Here is a 19,710-nt window from a genome sequence, read left to right as displayed (position 1 = left end):
AACCAATTCATTTGGCTCGAAAAACAATTCGTGCTCTGGACAAGTCGTACGGCGTCAACTCAACCGTCACCTTGTCACCAGGAAGAATCCGGATATAGTTCATCCGCATCTTGCCTGATATGTGACCAAGCACCACGTGACCATTTTCCAATTTCACTCGAAAAGTGGCGTTAGGGAGGTTTTCTACTACCTCTCCCTGCATTTGGATAACGTCGTCTTTAGACAATCACTACCTCGTTAATCCAGAACCCTTGAAGCTTGATTTCTTCAACAGGCTGTCGTATTGCTGGGACATCACGTAGGCCTGAACCTGCGCCATGAAATCCATCGCAACCACTACAATAATCAACAGAGATGTACCGCCAAAATAGAACGGAACACTCAATCCCAAAACCAGAAACTCAGGCAGCAAACACACCAGGGTGATGTAAGCCGCACCAATCAGTGTCAGACGTGTCAACACCTTGTCGATGTATCGTGACGTTTGCTCACCAGGGCGAATTCCAGGCAAAAATGCACCGCTTTTCTTCAAGTTGTCAGCAGTCTCTCTGCTGTTAAACACCAAGGCGGTGTAAAAGAAACAGAAAAAGACAATTGCAGCAGCGTATAACAACATGTACAGAGGATGACCAGGAGAAAGCGTCTGAGAGACTTCTTTCAAAAAGCCAACCACTGCGCCATCCCCAGTACCAAACCAGCTCGTCAAAGTTGCGGGAAGCAAAATAATGCTAGACGCAAAAATTGGTGGAATCACACCCGCCATATTTAGTTTCAATGGCAAATGCGAGGTTTGACCCTGATAAATTTTGTTACCGACCTGTCTCTTGGCATAATTCACAGTAATCTTGCGTTGGCCGCGTTCAACAAACACAACCAAGTAAGTCACCGCCACCGCGAGAACAACGATCATCAGCGCAATCAGAGAATTCATCGCGCCGGTTCTAACCAGCTCAAACAAACCACCAATCGCCCCGGGCAACCCAGCCGCAATACCGGCAAAGATCAAAATAGAGATACCGTTGCCCAAACCACGTTCTGTAATCTGCTCACCCAACCACATCAAGAACATGGTTCCGGTGACCAAAGAAACAGCAGTGGTAAAACGAAACGCCATGCCCGGATCAATTACCAAACCAGCCTGAGACTCAAGAGCGATCGAAATGCCAATCGCCTGAAAAGTGGCCAGAAAGAAGGTGCCGTAGCGGGTATATTGGGTAATCTTGCGACGACCGGCCTCACCTTCCTTCTTCAAAGCCTCTAACTGAGGAACTACCACGCTGGCCAACTGCATCACAATCGACGCAGAAATGTAAGGCATGATACCCAAGGCAAAAACGGTAAAGCGGGAAAGTGCCCCGCCCGAGAACATGTTGAACATGCCCAAGATGCCGCCTTGCTGGCTATCAAACAACTGCTTCAGCTGGGTAGGATCGATTCCAGGTACCGGAATGTGTGCGCCAATACGATACACAATCAGAGCCAGCAACAAAAACACCAAGCGCTTGCGCAGGTCAGCGAATTTGTTGGATGACGCCAATGTAGATGGATTAAAGGCCACGCGATGCTCTCTTAAGCGTTAATGGTGCCGCCAGCTGCCGAGATGGCCTCTGCTGCGCCTTTCGTTGCCTTAATGCCGTTCAATACCACAGCACGCTTGATCTCACCAGCCAGAATTACCTTTACTGCCAAAGTTTGAGCCGGGACCAGGCCAGCCTGCTTCAAAGTCAGAATATCAATGGTATCCACAGCCAATGTGTCCAGATCGGTCAAACGGATCTGGGCATTGAAAGCAGCAGTGCGGGATGAAAAACCACGCTTGGGCAAACGACGGTGCATAGGCATTTGACCGCCTTCAAAACCGACTTTATGAAAACCGCCGCTGCGTGACTTTTGACCCTTGTGACCACGGCCAGCAGTTTTACCCCAGCCGGAGCCGATACCACGACCCACGCGCTTGCGGTTGAACTTACTGCCTGGTGCAGGTGCAAGTGTATTCAGTTCCATTATGCAGCCTCAACTTTCAACAGGTAGGACACCTTGTTAATCATTCCACGCACTTCGGGTGTATCAACCAGCACTCGGCTATGGTTCATACGACGCAGACCCAAACCGCGCACAGTTGCACGATGAGTTTCTTTGGTTCCGATAATGCTCTTAACCAACGTAACTTTTACAGATCCGCTCATGATTAAGCCTCAAATAACTTTTCAACTGACAAGCCACGCTTTGCGGCGATCTCAGCTGGGGTTTGCAACTTGCCCAAAGCATCCAAAGTTGCGCGAACCAGATTGTAAGGGTTCGAGGAACCATGGCTCTTGGCCACGATATTGCGAACACCCACAACTTCCAGAACGGCGCGCATAGGGCCGCCCGCGATAATGCCGGTACCTTCTTGCGCTGGAGCCAGGAACACCTTAGAGGCACCGTGCTGACCGTACACAATGTGATGAATGGAGCCATCGCGCAGCGATACTTTTTCCATCTGGCGACGAGCCTGTTCCATGGCCTTTTGAACCGCCACAGGCACTTCACGGGATTTGCCTTTGCCCATACCCACGCTACCGTCACCATCACCTACTACGGTCAATGCTGCGAAGCCCAGGATACGGCCACCCTTAACAACCTTGGTCACGCGGTTAACCGCGATCATTTTTTCCTTCAGGCCGTCATCACGCGCTTCAGGCGCGGCATTTTTACCTTGCATTCTTGCCATGATCACTCCTTAGAATTTCAAGCCAGCTTCACGCGCAGCGTCAGCCAGTTCTTTAACGCGACCATGATAGGCAAAGCCTGAACGGTCAAAAGCAACTTCGCTGATACCAGCCGCCAAGGCGCGCTTAGCAATCGCAGCTCCAACCAATGCTGCAGCAGCCTTGTTCGAACCGGACTTACCTTCCAGCTGAGCACGCAACTCTTTGTCATTGGTAGACGCAGCGGCCAACACCTGACCACCATCTGCAGAATGAACTGCAGCGTAAATGTGGGAGTTGGTACGGAACACACACAGACGGGTTGCACGAGCAAGCGCGATACGACGTCTGGTTTGTTTTGCACGACGGGCACGTGCTTCTTGTTTAGTTTCCATGATTTACCTCTTGGCGCCTTATTTCTTCTTGGTCTCTTTGATAACCACACGCTCATCCGAATAACGCACACCCTTGCCTTTGTAGGGCTCTGGTGGACGATACGCGCGAATCTCAGCGGCAGTTTGACCAATCACTTGTTTGTCGGCACCCTTTAAGACGATCTCTGTGGGTGTTGGCGTCTCAGCCTTCACGCCTGCTGGCAATTTGTGAATGACAGGGTGAGAAAAACCCAGTGCCAGGTTGATCGAATCACCCTGAACCGCGGCTTTATAACCCACACCCACCAATTGCAGCTTGCGCTCGAAACCCTTGCTCACACCGTTAACCATGTTGGCCAACAATGCGCGGGCCGTGCCAGCCTGCGCGTTTGCATCAGTCGTATCTACAACTGGCTTCACGGACAGAATGCCGTTCTCGAACACTGGCATAACCAATGAATTCACATTCAGCTTCAATTCGGCGCTACCGCCCTTCACTGAAACAACCTGGCCATTCACGGTAACCTGCACACTTGAAGGCACAGAAATGGGAGCTTTCGCTACTCTTGACATTTCATTACCCCTTTAAGCGACGTAGCAGATAACTTCGCCGCCAATACCAGTGGTACGGGCCTTGCGATCAGTCATCACGCCTTTGGAAGTTGAAACAATTGCCACACCCAAGCCGTTCATCACCTCAGGAATAGCGTCTTTGCCTTTGTAAATACGCAAACCGGGCTTGGAAACGCGCTCGATCTTTTCGATCACTGGGCGACCAGCGTAGTACTTCAACTCAATTTTCAATACAGGTTTTGCGGACTCACCCACAATTGAGAAGCTCTCAATGTAGCCTTCGTCTTTCAAAACTTGCGCAATAGCTACCTTCACTTTTGAGGAAGGCATCTCAACCGAAACCTTGTCAACACCCTGAGCATTGCGAATGCGGGTCAACATGTCGGCGATTGGATCACTCATACTCATAATTAGAACCCCTTACCAACTTGCCTTAGTGATTCCAGGAATCTCACCACGCATGGCAATTTCACGGATCTTGTTACGGGCCAGACCGAACAAACGGAATGTGCCGCGGGGACGACCAGTCAATTCGCAGCGATTGCGCTGACGAGTTGGGTTCGCATTTCTTGGCAGCGCCTGCAACTTAAGACGTGCCTCATAACGGTCTGCTTCACTGACCGACTGATCTTTTACAATCTTGTTCAAAGCCTCACGCTTGGCCGAGTACTTCTTGACCAGTGCTGCGCGCTTTTTCTCACGATTAATCAAAGCTAGTTTTGCCACGTCACACCTCAGTTACGGAACGGGAACTTGAAAGCGGTCAACAAAGCCTTTGCTTCATCGTTGGTACGCGCTGTCGTAGTTACGCTGATGTTGAGACCCCGAAGTGCGTCGATTTTGTCGTACTCAATCTCAGGGAAAATAATCTGTTCTTTGATACCAATGTTGTAGTTGCCACGGCCATCGAAAGATTTGCCAGACACCCCACGGAAGTCGCGCACACGAGGAAACGCGATCGTTACCAAACGATCCAGGAATTCATACATGCGGTCTCCGCGCAGAGTTACCATACAACCTACTGGATAACCTTCGCGAATCTTGAAACCGGCAATCGCCTTTTTGGCTTTCGTCACCACCGGCTTCTGGCCAGCGATTTTAGTCAAATCACCAACAGCGTGCTCAATGATCTTCTTGTCATTGACAGCCTCACCCACACCCATATTCAGGGTAATTTTGGTAATGCGAGGCACTTCCATCACCGACTTGTAACCAAACTGCTTGGTCAACTGACCAACCACTTCGTTTCTATAAAACTCTTGAAAACGTGACACGACGGCCCCCTTAGTTTGCCAACTGAGCGCCGGTTTTCACCAGGACTCGCACGGACTTTCCATCAACTTCCTTGATGGCTACACGAGATGGCTTACCTGTCTCTTTGTCAAACAAGCTGACATTGGACTGGTGGATAGGCATTGTTTTGTCAACAACACCACCAACATCTCCCTTCATAGGATTTGGCTTTTGATGCTTCTTAACGATGTTGACACCCTCTACCAAGAGGTACTCATCGTTCACACGGGAAAGCACAACGCCTTTCTTTCCCTTGAACTTGCCGTTAAGAACCAGCACTTCATCGCCTTTGCGAATTTTGTTCATATTTACCTCACAGAACTTCTGGTGCCAACGACACGATTTTCATGAACTTTTCATTACGAAGCTCACGTGTCACTGGGCCAAAAATACGGGTACCGATGGGTTCAAGTTTTGCATTCAACAAAACCGCTGCGTTGCTGTCGAATTTAATCAACGCACCATCTGGGCGACGAACGCCCTTGGCCGTACGAACGACCACCGCGTTGTAAATTTCGCCTTTCTTGACACGACCGCGTGGGGCCGCATCTTTAATGGACACCTTGATGATGTCACCAATGCCCGCGTAACGGCGCTTGGAACCACCAAGAACCTTGATGCACATTACAGAACGCGCACCCGTGTTGTCGGCCACATCTAGCCGTGATTGCATTTGTATCATGGATTGTCAAACCAACTTAATTGCTTTCGCAACCAGTTTTGGTCCCGCAAGGGTTGAAAAGATAGCCTGCTATATTAGCAGGCTTGAATTACTTGAGCAAGACAAAAATCAGATGATTTTCGCTTTCTCCAACACTTTGGTAACACTCCAAGATTTTGTCTTGGAAATTGGACGACCTTCGCAGATCTCAACCAGGTCACCCTCACCCACTTCATTACTTTCGTCGTGGGCAGTGTACTTGTGAGACTTAACGATGTACTTGCCATAAATCGGATGCTTGATTCGGTTTTCAACCATCACAACCACCGATTTGGTCATCTTGTCACTTACAACGCGACCCACCAGGGTACGCTTCAAACTTACTTTCGCTTCGGTGCTCATGCGGACCTCTTCGATTGAGTCATCACCGTTTTTACACGTGCGATGTCTTTACGTACTTTTGCCAACTGGGAGTTGTTGGTCAGCTGCTGCGTAGCAGCCTGCATACGCAGAGAAAACTGCGCGCGCAACAACTCTTCCAACTCTTTCGTCAATTCTGCAGCGCTTTTGCCGCGCAATTCAGAAGCTTTCATTGCTTAACTCCCAATCTGACGTGTTACGAACACACAAGGAAGAGGCAACTTGGCAGCTGCCAGGCGGAACGCCTCACGCGCCAACTCTTCACTCACACCGTCCATCTCGTAGAGCACCTTACCAGGCTGAATCTCAGCCACATAAAACTCAACGCTACCCTTACCGTTACCCATACGAACTTCCGCAGGCTTGTTGGTAATTGGCTTGTCCGGAAACACGCGAATCCAAATCTTACCGCCACGTTTGATGTGGCGAACCATGGCTCGACGAGCTGACTCGATCTGGCGTGCAGTCAAGCGACCGCGGCCAGTGGACTTCAGACCGTAAACACCAAAAGAAACACTTGCGCCACGCGTGGCCAGACCGGTATTACGGCCTTTGTGTTCTTTTCTATATTTGCGACGTGATGGCTGTAACATCATGCGCTCCTAGATTACTGTTCTGAGGAAGTGCTGGCAGCGCCTTCCTCTTTGTTTGAACCACTAGCTGCTGCGCTAGCACCTTCGGGTTTACGCGCTTTGCGTGCACCGGCTCCGGCTGGACGAGTGGAGGGGCGACGCGGACGACGCTCTTCCTTTTCTGCCTCAACAGGTGCTGCGGCCACATCACCACGACCCAATGTGTCACCCTTGTACACCCAAACCTTGATGCCGATGATGCCGTAGGTGGTAGCGGCTTCACTTGTGGCGTAATCAATGTCTGCACGCAGTGTGTGCAAAGGCACACGACCTTCACGGTACCATTCGGTACGGGCAATTTCGATGCCATTCAAACGGCCCGAGGACATGATCTTGATACCTTGGGCACCCATGCGCATTGCGTTTTGCATCGCGCGCTTCATGGCACGGCGGAACATAATGCGACGCTCGAGCTGCTGGGAAATTCCATCGGCGATCAATTGCGCATCAATTTCAGGCTTGCGAACTTCTTCGATGTTCACATGAACTGGCACACCAACCAATTTTTGCAAGCTGGCTTTCAACAACTCAATGTCTTCGCCTTTCTTGCCAATCACCACGCCTGGACGAGCTGAGTAAATTGTTACGCGAGCATTCTTGGCTGGACGTTCAATCAGCACCCGACCAACTGACGCATTTTTCAACTTCTTCTTCAGGAAATCACGAACCTGAATGTCTTCAAGAAGCATCTTGGAGAAATCACGATTCGATGCGTACCAGCGAGAAGCCCAGTTGCGTGATACCGCGAGGCGAAAGCCCGTAGGGTTAATCTTCTGACCCATGTAACCCCCTTAGTTTCCAACCGTCACATAAATGTGACTGGTCTTCTTAGTGATACGATTGCCACGGCCCTTGGCTCGCGCTGTAAAGCGCTTCAACACAGGACCCTCTTCCACGTAAATGGTTTTTACTTTCAATTCATCAACATCAGCACCATCATTGTGCTCGGCGTTGGCGATTGCACTTTCCAACACTTTTTTCACAATCAATGCCGCCTTCTGCGGAGAGAAAGCAAGAATGTTCAAGGCTTGATCAACCTTTTTACCGCGAATCAAATCAGCGACCATGCGGCCACGCTGAGGAGACAAGCGAACACCCTTCAAAATTGCACGAGTTTCCATTTCTTACCCCTTATCGCTTGGCCTTCTTGTCAGCCGCGTGACCCTTGAAAGTGCGTGTCAACGCAAATTCACCGAGTTTGTGACCAACCATGTTTTCGTTGATGTACACAGGCACATGTTGCTTGCCATTGTGAACAGCGATTGTCAGACCGATGAACTCAGGGAGTACAGTCGAGCGACGTGACCAGGTTTTAATTGGACGCTTGTCCTTGGATGCTGCAGCAGCCTCTACTTTTTTGATCAAGTGGGCGTCGCAGAAAGGACCTTTTTTTAATGAACGAGACATATCTGTTTACCCCACTTAACGCTTGTGACGACGCTGAACAATCATCGAATTGGTACGCTTGTTGTTGCGAGTGCGGTAGCCTTTGGCTGGCTGACCCCACGGGCTCACAGGCACACGACCTTCGCCGGTCTTACCTTCACCACCACCGTGCGGGTGATCTACCGGGTTCATCGCGGTACCACGCACGGTTGGGCGAATACCCTTCCAGCGTGTTGCACCAGCCTTACCCACCTTCTTCAAACTGTTCTCTTCGTTGCTCACTTCACCAATAGTGGCGCGGCATTCGATGTGAACACGACGGATTTCACCAGAGCGCAAACGCATTTGGGCGTAGGTGCCGTCACGGGCCAGCAACATGGCTGAGCCACCGGCTGAACGTGCAATTTGAGCACCCTTGCCTGGCAGCATTTCTACACAGTGCACTGTTGTACCCACGGGAATGTTGCGAATTGGCAAAGTATTACCGATCTTGATAGGCGCCTCGGAGCCATTCACAACGGTTTGACCCAACTGCAAACCACGGGGTGCAATAATGTATGCGCGCTCACCATCTGCATAGCAGATCAAGGCGATGTGGGCCGTACGGTTTGGATCGTACTCAATCGTTTCCACTTTCGCTGGCACGCCGTCTTTGTTGCGTTTGAAGTCAACCATGCGGTAGTGCTGCTTGTGACCACCACCCATGTGACGGGTAGTAATGCGACCATTGTTGTTACGACCTGCAGTCTTGGATTTCTTTTCCAGAAGCGGTGCGTAAGGCTCACCCTTGTGCAAATGCGGATGAACCACTTTCACCATGGCACGACGGCCGGGTGATGTTGGCTTTAATTTAACTAATGGCATGTTACGCAGCCTCCGAGAAATTAATTTCCTGACCAGCTTTCAGTGCAACATAGGCTTTGCGCACATCGGAGCGGCGCCCCATGGTGCGGCCAAAACGCTTCTGCTTGCCAGCAATGTTGACTACACGCACAGCCTCAACCTCAACCTTGAACAGCAGCTCTACAGCAGCCTTGATCTCGTGTTTGGTCGCAGTGGTGCAAACCTTAAAAGCAATTTGCTCATGCTTGTCGGCCAGCATGGTGCTCTTTTCAGAGACGATGGGTGCCAACAAAATTTTCATTAAACGCTGGGTGTTCATGCGTACATCTCCTGCAGTTTGTCGATTGCAGCACGAGTCGCAACCACTTTCTTGAAATAAATCAAGGAAAGAGGGTCGGCGTAACGTGGCTCGACCACTGCCACATTGGGCAGGTTTCTGGATGCCAGGTACAAGTTTTCGTCCACTGAATCAACAATCATCAGGACTGAATCGAGACCCATGCCTTTCAATTTTTGATCAAGCAGCTTTGTCTTTGGTGCTTCCAAGTCCAAGGACTCAACCACAACCAAACGACCTTCTCGACTCAATTGAGACAGGATGGAGCAAACGCCCGCGCGGAACATTTTCTTGTTCAGCTTCTGCGTAAAATTCTCATCGGGAGAGTTCGGAAAGGTTTTACCGCCTCCGCGCCACAAGGGGCTAGAGACTGCACCAGCACGCGCACGGCCAGTACCTTTCTGCTTCCAAGGCTTGCGCGTTGAGGCACGAACTTCAGAACGATCTTTTTGTTGACGTGTACCCTGACGTGCGTTGGCCTGGTACGCAACAACCAACTGATGAATCAGCGGCTCGTTGTATTCACGGCCAAACACAACATCGGAAACCTGAACAGTTTGAGAGGCCTGCCCAGAATCACTAATGACTTTCAATTCCATCTGGTTCCCCTTACGCCTTTGCCTTGACAGCTGGCTTAACCAACAATTGGCCACCCTTTGATCCGGGCACAGCGCCCTTGATCAAAAGCAGACCACGCTCGGCGTCAACACGAACCACTTCCAGATTCTGGGTGGTTCGATTTACGTTACCCAATTGACCTGCCATACGCTTACCAGGGAAGACTCGACCTGGATCCTGGGCCATACCGATTGAACCGGGCGCATTGTGGGAGATCGAGTTACCGTGGGACGCGCGCTGCGAACTAAAGTGGTGACGCTTGATGGCACCGCTGAAACCTTTACCCTGCGTTAAACCACTGACGTCAACTTTTTGACCAGGCGCAAAAATTTCTGCTGAAACGGCAGCACCAACCTGCAATTCAGCAAGCTTGGCCGTATCAACGCGAAATTCAACAAGGGAGGAAGCGGCTTCGATAGAAGCTGCTGCAAAATGACCAGCCTGCGCCTTGACAACGCGGGAGGCTCGCTTGGACCCGTAGGCCAACTGAACGGCTGTGTAGCCATCTTGTTCGAGTGTTTTGAGCTGCGCAACACGGTTAGAAGACACATCAACAACAGTCACGGGAATTGAAACACCCGCGTCTGTAAAGATGCGCATCATGCCGATCTTGCGACCAATAAGGCCTAGACTCATGATTTCTCCAATTTCGGCTACGATTGGCCGAATGATTAAATTCTATCTAAAGCTAACCTTTTGAAAAGGTTAGCCGAAGATTATATGCGTTAATTAAATTTATTGCAACTTGATTTCAACATCTACACCAGCAGGCAGATCCAGCTTCATCAAAGCATCTACAGTTTTGTCTGTAGGGTCAACGATGTCCATCAGACGCTGATGGGTGCGGATCTCGAACTGGTCACGTGAAGACTTGTTCACGTGAGGGGAACGCAGAATGTCGAAGCGCTTGATTCGGGTAGGCAACGGAACCGGACCTTTCACCACGGCGCCTGTGCGCTTGGCTGTTTCCACGATTTCGAGTGCAGACTGATCAATCAGCTTGTAGTCGAAAGCTTTCAAGCGAATACGAATTTTTTGATTATTCATGTTTGTTCCTAAAGAGCTGAAAGAGTGTGACCAAACTTAACTTTTGGCTCACCTCAAAATTACCCGCATCAAACGATTGATGCGGGCTCATTCCAAGTATTACTTGGTGATTTTGGCAACTACGCCAGCACCTACCGTACGCCCGCCTTCGCGAATCGCGAAACGCAGACCTTCTTCCATCGCGATTGGGGCAATCAACTCAACATTGATCGACACGTTATCGCCTGGCAGTACCATTTCCTTGTCCGCCGGCAAGCTGATCGAGCCTGTCACGTCGGTTGTACGGAAGTAGAACTGAGGACGGTAGTTATTAAAGAATGGCGTGTGACGACCACCTTCTTCTTTGCTCAACACGTACACCTCGGCGCTAAAGCCTGTGTGCGGCTTGATCGTACCGGGCTTGGCCAATACCTGACCACGCTCCACGTCTTCACGCTTGGTACCACGCAGCAATACACCCACGTTGTCACCCGCCTGACCCTGATCCAGCAACTTGCGGAACATCTCCACGCCGGTACAAATGGTCTTGACTGTGTCCTTGATACCCACGATTTCGATTTCTTCACCAACCTTCACGATACCGCGCTCGATACGGCCTGTTACCACAGTGCCACGACCGGAGATTGAGAACACGTCTTCGATTGGCATCAGGAACGCGCCGTCAATGGCTCGCTCAGGTGTTGGAATGTATGTGTCCAGCGCCTGCGCCAACTGCTTGATCGCGCCTTCGCCCAGCTCACCCGTGTCGCCTTCCAACGCCAGCTTGGCCGAACCTTTTACGATAGGCACGTCGTCGCCAGGGAAGTCATAGGAAGACAGCAACTCGCGCACTTCCATTTCCACCAGCTCCAACAACTCTTCGTCGTCCACCATGTCGCACTTGTTCAGGAACACGATGATGTAAGGCACACCAACCTGACGGGCCAACAAAATGTGCTCGCGGGTCTGGGGCATGGGGCCGTCTGCTGCTGAACACACCAGAATCGCGCCGTCCATCTGCGCCGCGCCGGTAATCATGTTCTTCACATAGTCGGCGTGACCGGGACAGTCCACGTGCGCATAGTGACGCGCATCGGTTTCATACTCCACGTGTGCAGTGTTAATCGTAATGCCGCGCGCCTTCTCTTCCGGCGCCGCATCAATCTGGTCGTAGCCCTTGGCTTCACCATGGCCGCTCAAACGCGCCAATACTGTTGTGATCGCCGCTGTCAATGTTGTCTTGCCATGGTCCACGTGACCAATCGTTCCAACGTTTACGTGTGGCTTCTTACGCTCAAACTTTTCTTTTGCCATTGCAAATACCTCTTTTCAGTTCTTTAATTTCAATTATTTGGCGCGGGCGCTAATAACAGCGTCAGCAACGTTTTTGGGAGCTTCGCTGTAGTGCTTGAATTCCATGCTGTACGTTGCGCGGCCCTGTGTCAGGGAACGCAATGTAGTGGAATAACCAAACATTTCAGCCAAGGGAACTTCAGCCTTGATTGCCTTGCCACCACCAGGAATGTCATCCATACCCTGAACTACACCGCGACGTGAGGACAAATCGCCCATCACAGTACCGGCGTAATCTTCTGGTGACTCCACTTCAACGGCCATCATTGGCTCAAGCAGCACAGGGCTTGCGCGGCGCATACCTTCCTTGAAACCCATGGAAGCAGCGATTTTAAACGCTGTTTCGTTGGAGTCAACGTCGTGGTACGAACCGAAGTGCAATGCCACTTTCACGTCAACAACCGGGTAACCGGCCAATACGCCATTGCTCAATGATTCCTCAATACCCTTCTGTACGGCAGGAATGTACTCGCGAGGAACAACACCGCCCTTGATTTCATCCAGGAATTCAAAGCCCTTGCCAGCCTCGTTCGGCTCAACGCGCAAAACCACGTGGCCATACTGACCGCGACCACCCGACTGGCGAACAAACTTGCCTTCAACTTCCTTGACGGTGTTGCGGATGGTTTCGCGGTAGGCAACCTGCGGTTTGCCCACGTTGGCTTCCACACCAAATTCGCGCTTCATGCGATCCACGATAATCTCGAGGTGCAATTCACCCATACCAGCAATGATTGTTTGACCAGACTCTTCGTCGGTGCGAACACGGAACGAGGGATCTTCAGCAGCCAAACGACCCAAAGCAATACCCATTTTTTCCTGGTCTGTCTTGGTCTTTGGTTCGACGGCCTGAGCAATTACCGGCTCGGGGAACACCATGCGCTCCAGAGTGATGATGGCTGATGGATCACAGAGGGTTTCACCTGTCGTCACATCTTTCAAACCCACGCAGGCGGCAATGTCGCCAGCTCGAATTTCTTCAACTTCCTGACGGTTGTTGGCGTGCATCTGAACGATACGGCCAATACGCTCTTTCTTGCCACGCACAGGGTTGTATACGGAGTCACCCTTGTTCAGCACACCAGAGTACACTCGAACGAAAGTCAACTGACCCACGAATGGATCTGTCATCAACTTGAATGCCAAAGCAGACAATTTTTCCTCGTCATTGGCATGACGAACAATCGGCTCTTCATCTTCATCCGTGCCGGACACTGGCGGAATATCCACTGGTGAGGGCAGGAAATCAATGACCGCGTCCAGCATACGCTGAACACCCTTGTTTTTAAACGCAGTACCACACAACATCGGCTGAATCTCAGTCGAAATAGTACGCGTGCGAATGCCGAGGATAATCTCTGCTTCTGACAAGCTACCTTCTTCAAGGTATTTGTTCATTAGCTCTTCAGAGGCTTCAGCAGCAGCTTCCACCATTTGCTCGCGCCACTTGTCAGCCTCGGCTTTCAATTCGGCCGGGATTTCGCGGTAATCAAACTTCATACCCTGAGATGCCTCATCCCAGTAAATAGCCTTCATCTTGATCAAGTCAACCACGCCTTGGAATTTTTCTTCCGAGCCGATAGGAATCACGATAGGCACTGGGTTTGCGCGCAAGCGCAGACGCATTTGTTCAACCACCTTGAAGAAGTTGGCACCGGTGCGGTCCATCTTGTTCACAAAGGCCAAGCGAGGTACTTTGTACTTGTTGGCTTGACGCCACACGGTTTCAGACTGAGGCTGAACACCACCCACCGCACAATAAACCATGCAAGCGCCGTCGAGAACACGCATGGAACGTTCAACTTCAATGGTGAAGTCAACGTGCCCGGGTGTGTCGATGATGTTGAACCGGTGCTCTTCGTAGGAATTGTCCATTCCTTTCCAGAAGCAGGTTGTGGCAGCAGAGGTGATGGTAATACCACGCTCTTGTTCCTGCTCCATCCAGTCCATGGTGGCCGCACCGTCGTGCACTTCACCAATCTTGTGACTTACGCCTGTGTAAAACAGAATACGTTCAGTCGTGGTGGTTTTTCCCGCATCGATGTGCGCGGAAATACCAATGTTACGATATCGCTCAATGGGCGTCTTACGAGCCATTTGCTACTCCAGTTAAATTTAGAATCGGAAATGCGAGAAGGCTTTGTTGGCTTCAGCCATGCGGTGCACTTCATCACGCTTCTTCATCGCACCACCGCGACCTTCGGCTGCTTCGAGCAGCTCACCTGCCAGGCGAAGGTCCATGGACTTTTCGCTACGCTTCTTGGCTGCTTCACGCACCCAACGCATGGCCAGAGCCAAACGACGTGAGGGACGAACTTCCACCGGAACTTGGTAGTTCGCACCACCGACGCGGCGAGACTTCACTTCAACAACTGGCTTTACGTTGTTGATCGCGGCGTTGAACACCTCGAGTGGGTCTTTACCAGCTTTCGTTGAGATGCTGTCAAAAGCACCGTAAATAATGCGTTCGGCAACAGCTTTCTTGCCAGACAACATGATGACGTTCATGAATTTGGCTACTTCTGTGCTTTGAAACTTTGGATCTGGCAGCACTTCTCTGCGCTGCACTTCGCGACGACGTGGCATCTTGACTATTCCTTTATCTTCAGCGTGGGCAATCCCACTTATGCATCTGCTTACTCGACACACCAAATGTGTGCCGCACGGAATGCGGTTTTAAATCGACCAGTGTAAAAAATCACTTGGCCTTATTGCTTAGCCTAATTACTTGGCCTTGGCAGCTTTTGGACGCTTCGAACCATACTTGGAACGAGCTTGCTTACGATCCTTAACGCCTTGCAAGTCAAGTGAGCCACGCACGATGTGATAACGCACACCAGGCAAGTCTTTCACACGACCGCCACGGATCAACACCACTGAGTGTTCCTGCAGGTTGTGGCCCTCACCACCGATGTAGGAGATCACTTCGAAGCCGTTGGTCAGGCGAACTTTGGCCACTTTACGCAGCGCAGAGTTTGGTTTTTTTGGAGTTGTTGTGTAAACACGAGTACACACGCCACGCTTTTGAGGGCAATCCTCAAGCGCGGGGCTTTTGCTCTTCATGGTCACACTGGTGCGTGGTTTACGCACTAGCTGATTAATGGTTGGCATAGTTCCAGTTCCGGTTAAAAAAAACAAAAGGGCTACGGGCATGCCCGCAGCCAATTTAGCCCGCGATTGTATTCCAAAACACAAGCGCGGGTCAATGAATAAGGTGATGTTTTACTATCACCTTTCATATTTCTGTCAACAACTTAGGCTTCGTCAGAACCCTCAGAGGCTGGCAGATTGAACAGTGCCTCGGCTTGTGCGCGAGGGTCATGTTCGGCTTCCATCAGGCGCAACTCTTCCGCTTCGCGCCCTTCTTTGTCCTTGCGAGCCTTGTGGAAGGCCATACCGGTACCAGCCGGGATCAAGCGACCTACAATCACGTTCTCTTTCAGACCACGCAATTCGTCGCGCTTGCCCATGATGGCGGCTTCGGTCAGTACGCGGGTTGTTTCCTGGAAGGAAGCAGCCGAGATGAACGAATCGGTCGACAAGGAGGCTTTGGTAATACCCAGCAAAATATTTTGGTAAGTTGCTTCGCGCTTGTTTTCACTGCGCATTTTGTCGTTTGCATCCAACAGTTCAGAGCGTTCAACTTGCTCGCCTGGAATGAAACCTGTTTCGCCAGGATCATCCACAATGACGCGACGCAACATTTGACGAACGATCACTTCGATGTGCTTGTCGTTAATCTTCACGCCTTGCAAACGATAAACGTCCTGAACTTCATCAACGATGTAGCGAGCCAGGGCCTCAATACCCAACAAACGCAAAATATCGTGCGGATCGGCTGGGCCATCCACAATGGATTCGCCTTTGTTGACCACCTGACCGTCATGCACCAGCACGTGCTTGTCCTTGGGAATCAAGAACTCGTGAGACACACCGTCAAGGTCGGTAATGACCAGACGCTGCTTGCCCTTGGTGTCTTTACCGAAAGAAACCGTACCCGTGACTTCGGCCAACATGCCGGCATCTTTGGGCGAACGGGCTTCAAACAGCTCAGCCACGCGTGGCAGACCACCGGTAATGTCTCGAGTTTTTTGGCTTTCCTGAGGAATACGCGCCAAAACTTCACCCACAGACACATCTTGGTTGTCGCGCACTGTAATGAGCGCGCCAACCGGGAAGCTGATGTTTACGGAATGATCAGAACCAGCGATCTTGACTTCGTTACCCTGCGGGTCGATCAACTTCACCTGTGGACGCTCTCCCTTGCTACCGGCCGTACGACGCTTCGCATCAATAACAACCAGGGTAGACAAACCGGTCACATCGTCGATCTGCTTGGCTACGGTTGCACCCTCTTCGATATTCTCGAAGCGGATTTTACCGGCGTATTCGGTCACGATTGGGCGAGTCAAAGGATCCCAGGTTGCCAACATCGCGCCAGCTTTGACCTGGTTACCATCCAGCACGGCCAATGTGGCACCGTAAGGTACCTTGTGGCGCTCACGCTCGCGGCCAAAGTCGTCAGTGATCAGCACTTCGCCAGAGCGGGAAATCACGATTTGCTCGCCCTTGCCGTTGGTCACATAACGCATGGTGGCAGTGAAACGGATTACGCCGTTTGATTTGGCCTCAATACTGGACACTACCGCAGCACGTGACGCAGCACCACCAATGTGGAACGTACGCATGGTCAACTGTGTACCTGGCTCGCCGATGGACTGCGCTGCAATAACACCAACAGCCTCACCGTTGTTGACCAGATAACCGCGGCCCAAGTCACGGCCGTAACACTTGGCACACAGACCGTAACGTGTCTCGCAAGACAGCGGCGTGCGCACACGCACCTCGTCGATACCCAGATGATCGATCAACTCAACTGCGTCTTCGTCTAGCAACTTGCCTACTTCAAACACAGTTTCCTGGGTTTCGGGATTAACCACATCAGACACCACAACCCGACCCAAAATACGATCGCGCAATGCTTCAATGACTTCACCACCTTCAACCAGGGCCTTCATGGCCACGCCGTTGGAAGTACCACAATCGTCTTCCACCACGACCAAGTCTTGAGTCACATCAACAAGACGACGCGTGAGGTAACCGGAGTTCGCGGTTTTCAAGGCCGTATCGGCCAAGCCTTTACGAGCGCCGTGTGTTGAAATGAAGTACTGCAACACGTTCAGACCTTCGCGGAAGTTCGCGATGATCGGCGTTTCAATGATTGAGCCGTCTGGCTTGGCCATCAGACCACGCATACCCGCCAACTGACGGATCTGCGCAGCAGAACCACGGGCACCGGAGTCGGCCATCATGTAAATCGCGTTGAACGACTCCTGACGAACTTCATTTCCGTTGCGGTCAATTACAGGCTCGGTGGCCAGCTGTTCCATCATGGCCTTGCCCACCTGGTCGCCTGCTCGGCCCCAGATATCAACAACCTTGTTGTAACGCTCACCCTGAGTCACCAGACCGGATGTGTACTGGGATTGGATTTCTTTCACTTCGGCTTCAGCGGCAGCGATGATGACCTGCTTCTGGGCCGGAACTACCATGTCGCCCATCGCAATAGAAATGCCGCCACGGGTCGCCATGCGGAAACCAAACTGCATCAGCTTGTCTGCAAAAATAACTGTTTCACGCAGACCACAGCGACGGAAAGACGCGTTAATCAAGCGGGAAATTTCTTTCTTCTTCAAAGGACGATCAATGAAGGAGAAAGGCAGACCTGGAGGCAGAATTTCAGACAGCAAGGCACGACCTACCGTTGTTTCATAACGCGTGCGCTTGGATGTTTTTTCACCAGTTTCCTTGTTCACATCGTATTCGGTGATGCGAACAGTCACGCGAGTGGCCAGTTCAACTTCTTTGTTGTCGTAAGCGCGGTTTGCCTCGCTGACGTCGGAGAACATGATGCCTTCATTGCGACCATTCACCCGGTCACGGGTGGTGTAATACAGACCCAACACGATGTCTTGTGAAGGAACAATAGAAGGATCGCCGTTGGCAGGGAACAATACGTTGTTGGAGGCCAGCATCAGCGTACGTGCTTCGATCTGGGCTTCCAGAGACAAAGGCACGTGAACCGCCATTTGGTCACCGTCAAAGTCGGCGTTAAACGCAGCGCAAACCAGCGGGTGCAATTGAATGGCCTTGCCTTCAATCAGCACGGGCTCGAAGGCCTGAATACCCAAGCGGTGAAGTGTTGGCGCACGGTTCAACATGACCGGATGCTCGCGAATCACTTCTTCCAGAATGTCCCATACGATGGGTTCCTGGTTTTCAACAAACTTCTTGGCTTGCTTGATGGTGGTTGCAATGCCCATCACTTCCAAGCGGTTGAAAATGAAAGGCTTGAACAATTCGAGCGCCATCAGTTTTGGCAAACCACACTGGTGCAGTTTTAGCTGTGGGCCCACCACGATCACGGAACGACCGGAATAGTCCACGCGCTTGCCAAGCAAGTTTTGACGGAAACGACCGCCCTTGCCTTTAATCATGTCGGCCAATGACTTCAATGGGCGCTTGTTGGCACCAGTCATGGCCTTGCCGCGACGACCATTGTCGAGCAATGAATCAACGGCTTCCTGCAACATGCGCTTTTCATTGCGCACGATGATGTCAGGGGCATTCAGTTCCAGCAAACGCTTCAAGCGGTTGTTGCGGTTGATCACGCGACGGTATAGATCGTTCAGGTCGGATGTCGCAAAGCGGCCGCCATCCAGCGGAACCAATGGACGCAATTCGGGTGGAAGCACGGGCAGTACTTCCAGAATCATCCACTCGGGCTTGATGCCAGACTTTTGGAAACCTTCCAGCACTTTAAGGCGCTTGGCGATTTTCTTGATCTTGGCTTCGGAATTGGTGGTACCCAACTCGTCGCGCAGTGTGGTGACTTCGCGATCGATATCGATAGACTTCAGCAGTTCCTTGATGCCTTCAGCACCCATGAACGCGACGAAGTCATCACCGTACTCTTCCTGCTTGGCGAGGTAATCTTCTTCGGTCAATAACTGCGCGCGTTTCAGCGGCGTCATACCGGGCTCAACAACCACGAAACCTTCGAAGTACAACACGCGTTCGATGTCCCGCAGGGTCATGTCCAGCACCATGCCCAAACGAGATGGCAGTGACTTCAGGAACCAGATGTGCGCAACGGGCGAGGCCAAGTCGATGTGACCCATGCGCTCACGGCGCACTTTGGCCAGGGTGACTTCAACACCGCACTTTTCGCAGATAACACCACGGTGCTTCAGGCGCTTGTACTTGCCGCACAAGCATTCATAGTCTTTGATTGGGCCAAAAATCTTGGCACAAAACAGACCATCGCGCTCGGGCTTGAAGGTGCGATAGTTAATGGTTTCTGGTTTTTTGACTTCACCGAAAGACCACGAACGGATTTTGTCGGGCGAAGCGATCGCAATCTTGATTGCGTCGAATTGCTCGTCTTGCTGGACCTGTTTAAACAGATCTAATAAAGCTTTCATTTAAATACCTCCGTCGCGAC

Annotated in this window: 28 protein-coding genes; all 28 read right to left on the bottom strand. The window is 51.4% G+C overall.

Translation table 11 applies throughout. From position 1 onward, the window contains the following. Nucleotides 1–7: 7 nt before the first annotated feature. Nucleotides 8–226, bottom strand: a complete 219-nt coding sequence (gene infA, locus HKT17_RS01900) for a translation initiation factor IF-1 (RefSeq protein WP_008249415.1) — start codon at nt 224–226, stop codon at nt 8–10. A 3-nt stretch (nt 227–229) separates the two neighbouring features. Next, nucleotides 230–1,558 carry a preprotein translocase subunit SecY gene (gene secY, locus HKT17_RS01895; protein WP_105028075.1) on the bottom strand — a complete coding sequence of 443 codons (1,329 nt, stop codon included), beginning with the start codon at nt 1,556–1,558 and terminating at the stop codon, nt 230–232. A gap of 11 nt (nt 1,559–1,569) precedes the next feature. Further along, entirely contained in the window at nt 1,570–2,004 is a 435-nt protein-coding gene (gene rplO / locus HKT17_RS01890) for a 50S ribosomal protein L15 (RefSeq protein WP_171097408.1), read from the bottom strand. Next, nucleotides 2,004–2,186, bottom strand: coding sequence for a 50S ribosomal protein L30 (gene rpmD, locus HKT17_RS01885; protein WP_008249412.1), 183 nt, complete (start codon nt 2,184–2,186; stop codon nt 2,004–2,006). The genes rplO and rpmD overlap by 1 nt, the downstream gene beginning before the upstream one ends. Nucleotides 2,187–2,188: 2 nt before the next feature. Beyond that, a complete protein-coding gene (gene rpsE, locus HKT17_RS01880) occupies nt 2,189–2,713 on the bottom strand; it encodes a 30S ribosomal protein S5 (protein ID WP_008249411.1) in 525 nt (174 codons plus the stop codon). A 9-nt stretch (nt 2,714–2,722) separates the two neighbouring features. Continuing rightward, nucleotides 2,723–3,085 carry a 50S ribosomal protein L18 gene (gene rplR, locus HKT17_RS01875; RefSeq protein WP_105028073.1) on the bottom strand — a complete coding sequence of 121 codons (363 nt, stop codon included), beginning with the start codon at nt 3,083–3,085 and terminating at the stop codon, nt 2,723–2,725. An 18-nt stretch (nt 3,086–3,103) separates the two neighbouring features. Then, entirely contained in the window at nt 3,104–3,637 is a 534-nt protein-coding gene (gene rplF / locus HKT17_RS01870; protein WP_105028072.1) for a 50S ribosomal protein L6, read from the bottom strand. Between the two features lie 12 nt (nt 3,638–3,649). Further along, nucleotides 3,650–4,045, bottom strand: coding sequence for a 30S ribosomal protein S8 (gene rpsH, locus HKT17_RS01865; protein ID WP_008249408.1), 396 nt, complete (start codon nt 4,043–4,045; stop codon nt 3,650–3,652). A gap of 12 nt (nt 4,046–4,057) precedes the next feature. Then, complete coding sequence (rpsN, locus tag HKT17_RS01860; RefSeq protein WP_105028071.1) at nt 4,058–4,363, bottom strand: 30S ribosomal protein S14; 306 nt, start codon at nt 4,361–4,363, stop codon at nt 4,058–4,060. Nucleotides 4,364–4,371: 8 nt separating this feature from the next. Then, nucleotides 4,372–4,911 (bottom strand): 50S ribosomal protein L5, encoded by a 540-nt coding sequence (gene rplE, locus HKT17_RS01855; protein WP_105028070.1) that lies wholly within the window; start codon nt 4,909–4,911, stop codon nt 4,372–4,374. 10 nt (nt 4,912–4,921) lie between these two features. Continuing rightward, entirely contained in the window at nt 4,922–5,236 is a 315-nt protein-coding gene (gene rplX / locus HKT17_RS01850; protein ID WP_105028069.1) for a 50S ribosomal protein L24, read from the bottom strand. 7 nt (nt 5,237–5,243) lie between these two features. After that, complete coding sequence (rplN, locus tag HKT17_RS01845; protein WP_008253348.1) at nt 5,244–5,612, bottom strand: 50S ribosomal protein L14; 369 nt, start codon at nt 5,610–5,612, stop codon at nt 5,244–5,246. A 108-nt stretch (nt 5,613–5,720) separates the two neighbouring features. Further along, a complete protein-coding gene (gene rpsQ, locus HKT17_RS01840; RefSeq protein WP_008253346.1) occupies nt 5,721–5,993 on the bottom strand; it encodes a 30S ribosomal protein S17 in 273 nt (90 codons plus the stop codon). Then, the gene (rpmC, locus tag HKT17_RS01835) at nt 5,990–6,184 is read right to left on the bottom strand and encodes a 50S ribosomal protein L29 (protein WP_008253344.1); all 195 of its coding nucleotides are present in this window, start codon (nt 6,182–6,184) and stop codon (nt 5,990–5,992) included. The genes rpsQ and rpmC overlap by 4 nt, the downstream gene beginning before the upstream one ends. Before the next feature lie 3 nt (nt 6,185–6,187). Beyond that, nucleotides 6,188–6,604 (bottom strand): 50S ribosomal protein L16, encoded by a 417-nt coding sequence (gene rplP, locus HKT17_RS01830; RefSeq protein ID WP_008253343.1) that lies wholly within the window; start codon nt 6,602–6,604, stop codon nt 6,188–6,190. A gap of 14 nt (nt 6,605–6,618) precedes the next feature. Then, complete coding sequence (gene rpsC, locus HKT17_RS01825) at nt 6,619–7,425, bottom strand: 30S ribosomal protein S3 (RefSeq protein WP_105028068.1); 807 nt, start codon at nt 7,423–7,425, stop codon at nt 6,619–6,621. A gap of 9 nt (nt 7,426–7,434) precedes the next feature. Continuing rightward, nucleotides 7,435–7,764: a 50S ribosomal protein L22 gene (gene rplV, locus HKT17_RS01820; protein ID WP_130557584.1), complete on the bottom strand. Its 330-nt coding sequence runs from the start codon at nt 7,762–7,764 to the stop codon at nt 7,435–7,437. A gap of 10 nt (nt 7,765–7,774) precedes the next feature. Then, complete coding sequence (gene rpsS, locus HKT17_RS01815) at nt 7,775–8,050, bottom strand: 30S ribosomal protein S19 (RefSeq protein ID WP_105028066.1); 276 nt, start codon at nt 8,048–8,050, stop codon at nt 7,775–7,777. 15 nt (nt 8,051–8,065) lie between these two features. Continuing rightward, nucleotides 8,066–8,893, bottom strand: a complete 828-nt coding sequence (gene rplB / locus HKT17_RS01810; protein WP_105028065.1) for a 50S ribosomal protein L2 — start codon at nt 8,891–8,893, stop codon at nt 8,066–8,068. Nucleotide 8,894: 1 nt separating this feature from the next. Then, a complete protein-coding gene (gene rplW / locus HKT17_RS01805) occupies nt 8,895–9,191 on the bottom strand; it encodes a 50S ribosomal protein L23 (protein WP_008253367.1) in 297 nt (98 codons plus the stop codon). Further along, nucleotides 9,188–9,808 (bottom strand): 50S ribosomal protein L4, encoded by a 621-nt coding sequence (gene rplD / locus HKT17_RS01800; RefSeq protein WP_008253364.1) that lies wholly within the window; start codon nt 9,806–9,808, stop codon nt 9,188–9,190. Before rplD ends, rplW begins: the two co-directional genes overlap by 4 nt. A gap of 10 nt (nt 9,809–9,818) precedes the next feature. Then, nucleotides 9,819–10,463 carry a 50S ribosomal protein L3 gene (gene rplC, locus HKT17_RS01795; RefSeq protein ID WP_171097406.1) on the bottom strand — a complete coding sequence of 215 codons (645 nt, stop codon included), beginning with the start codon at nt 10,461–10,463 and terminating at the stop codon, nt 9,819–9,821. A 99-nt stretch (nt 10,464–10,562) separates the two neighbouring features. Continuing rightward, nucleotides 10,563–10,874, bottom strand: coding sequence for a 30S ribosomal protein S10 (gene rpsJ, locus HKT17_RS01790; protein ID WP_008253393.1), 312 nt, complete (start codon nt 10,872–10,874; stop codon nt 10,563–10,565). A gap of 99 nt (nt 10,875–10,973) precedes the next feature. After that, a complete protein-coding gene (gene tuf, locus HKT17_RS01785) occupies nt 10,974–12,167 on the bottom strand; it encodes an elongation factor Tu (RefSeq protein WP_171097401.1) in 1,194 nt (397 codons plus the stop codon). 33 nt (nt 12,168–12,200) lie between these two features. Continuing rightward, nucleotides 12,201–14,303, bottom strand: coding sequence for an elongation factor G (gene fusA, locus HKT17_RS01780; RefSeq protein ID WP_105028063.1), 2,103 nt, complete (start codon nt 14,301–14,303; stop codon nt 12,201–12,203). 18 nt (nt 14,304–14,321) lie between these two features. Beyond that, complete coding sequence (gene rpsG, locus HKT17_RS01775; protein WP_008253357.1) at nt 14,322–14,792, bottom strand: 30S ribosomal protein S7; 471 nt, start codon at nt 14,790–14,792, stop codon at nt 14,322–14,324. A gap of 138 nt (nt 14,793–14,930) precedes the next feature. Next, complete coding sequence (rpsL, locus tag HKT17_RS01770) at nt 14,931–15,317, bottom strand: 30S ribosomal protein S12 (RefSeq protein WP_105028062.1); 387 nt, start codon at nt 15,315–15,317, stop codon at nt 14,931–14,933. Between the two features lie 143 nt (nt 15,318–15,460). Next, nucleotides 15,461–19,690 (bottom strand): DNA-directed RNA polymerase subunit beta', encoded by a 4,230-nt coding sequence (rpoC, locus tag HKT17_RS01765; protein ID WP_105028061.1) that lies wholly within the window; start codon nt 19,688–19,690, stop codon nt 15,461–15,463. Between the last annotated feature and the right edge of the window lie 20 nt (nt 19,691–19,710).

Origin of the sequence: Limnobacter sp. SAORIC-580 (assembly GCF_013004065.1) — a bacterium.
Classification (GTDB): Bacteria; Pseudomonadota; Gammaproteobacteria; order Burkholderiales; family Burkholderiaceae_B; genus Limnobacter; species Limnobacter profundi.
This window is presented reverse-complemented; position numbering and strand designations above follow the sequence as displayed.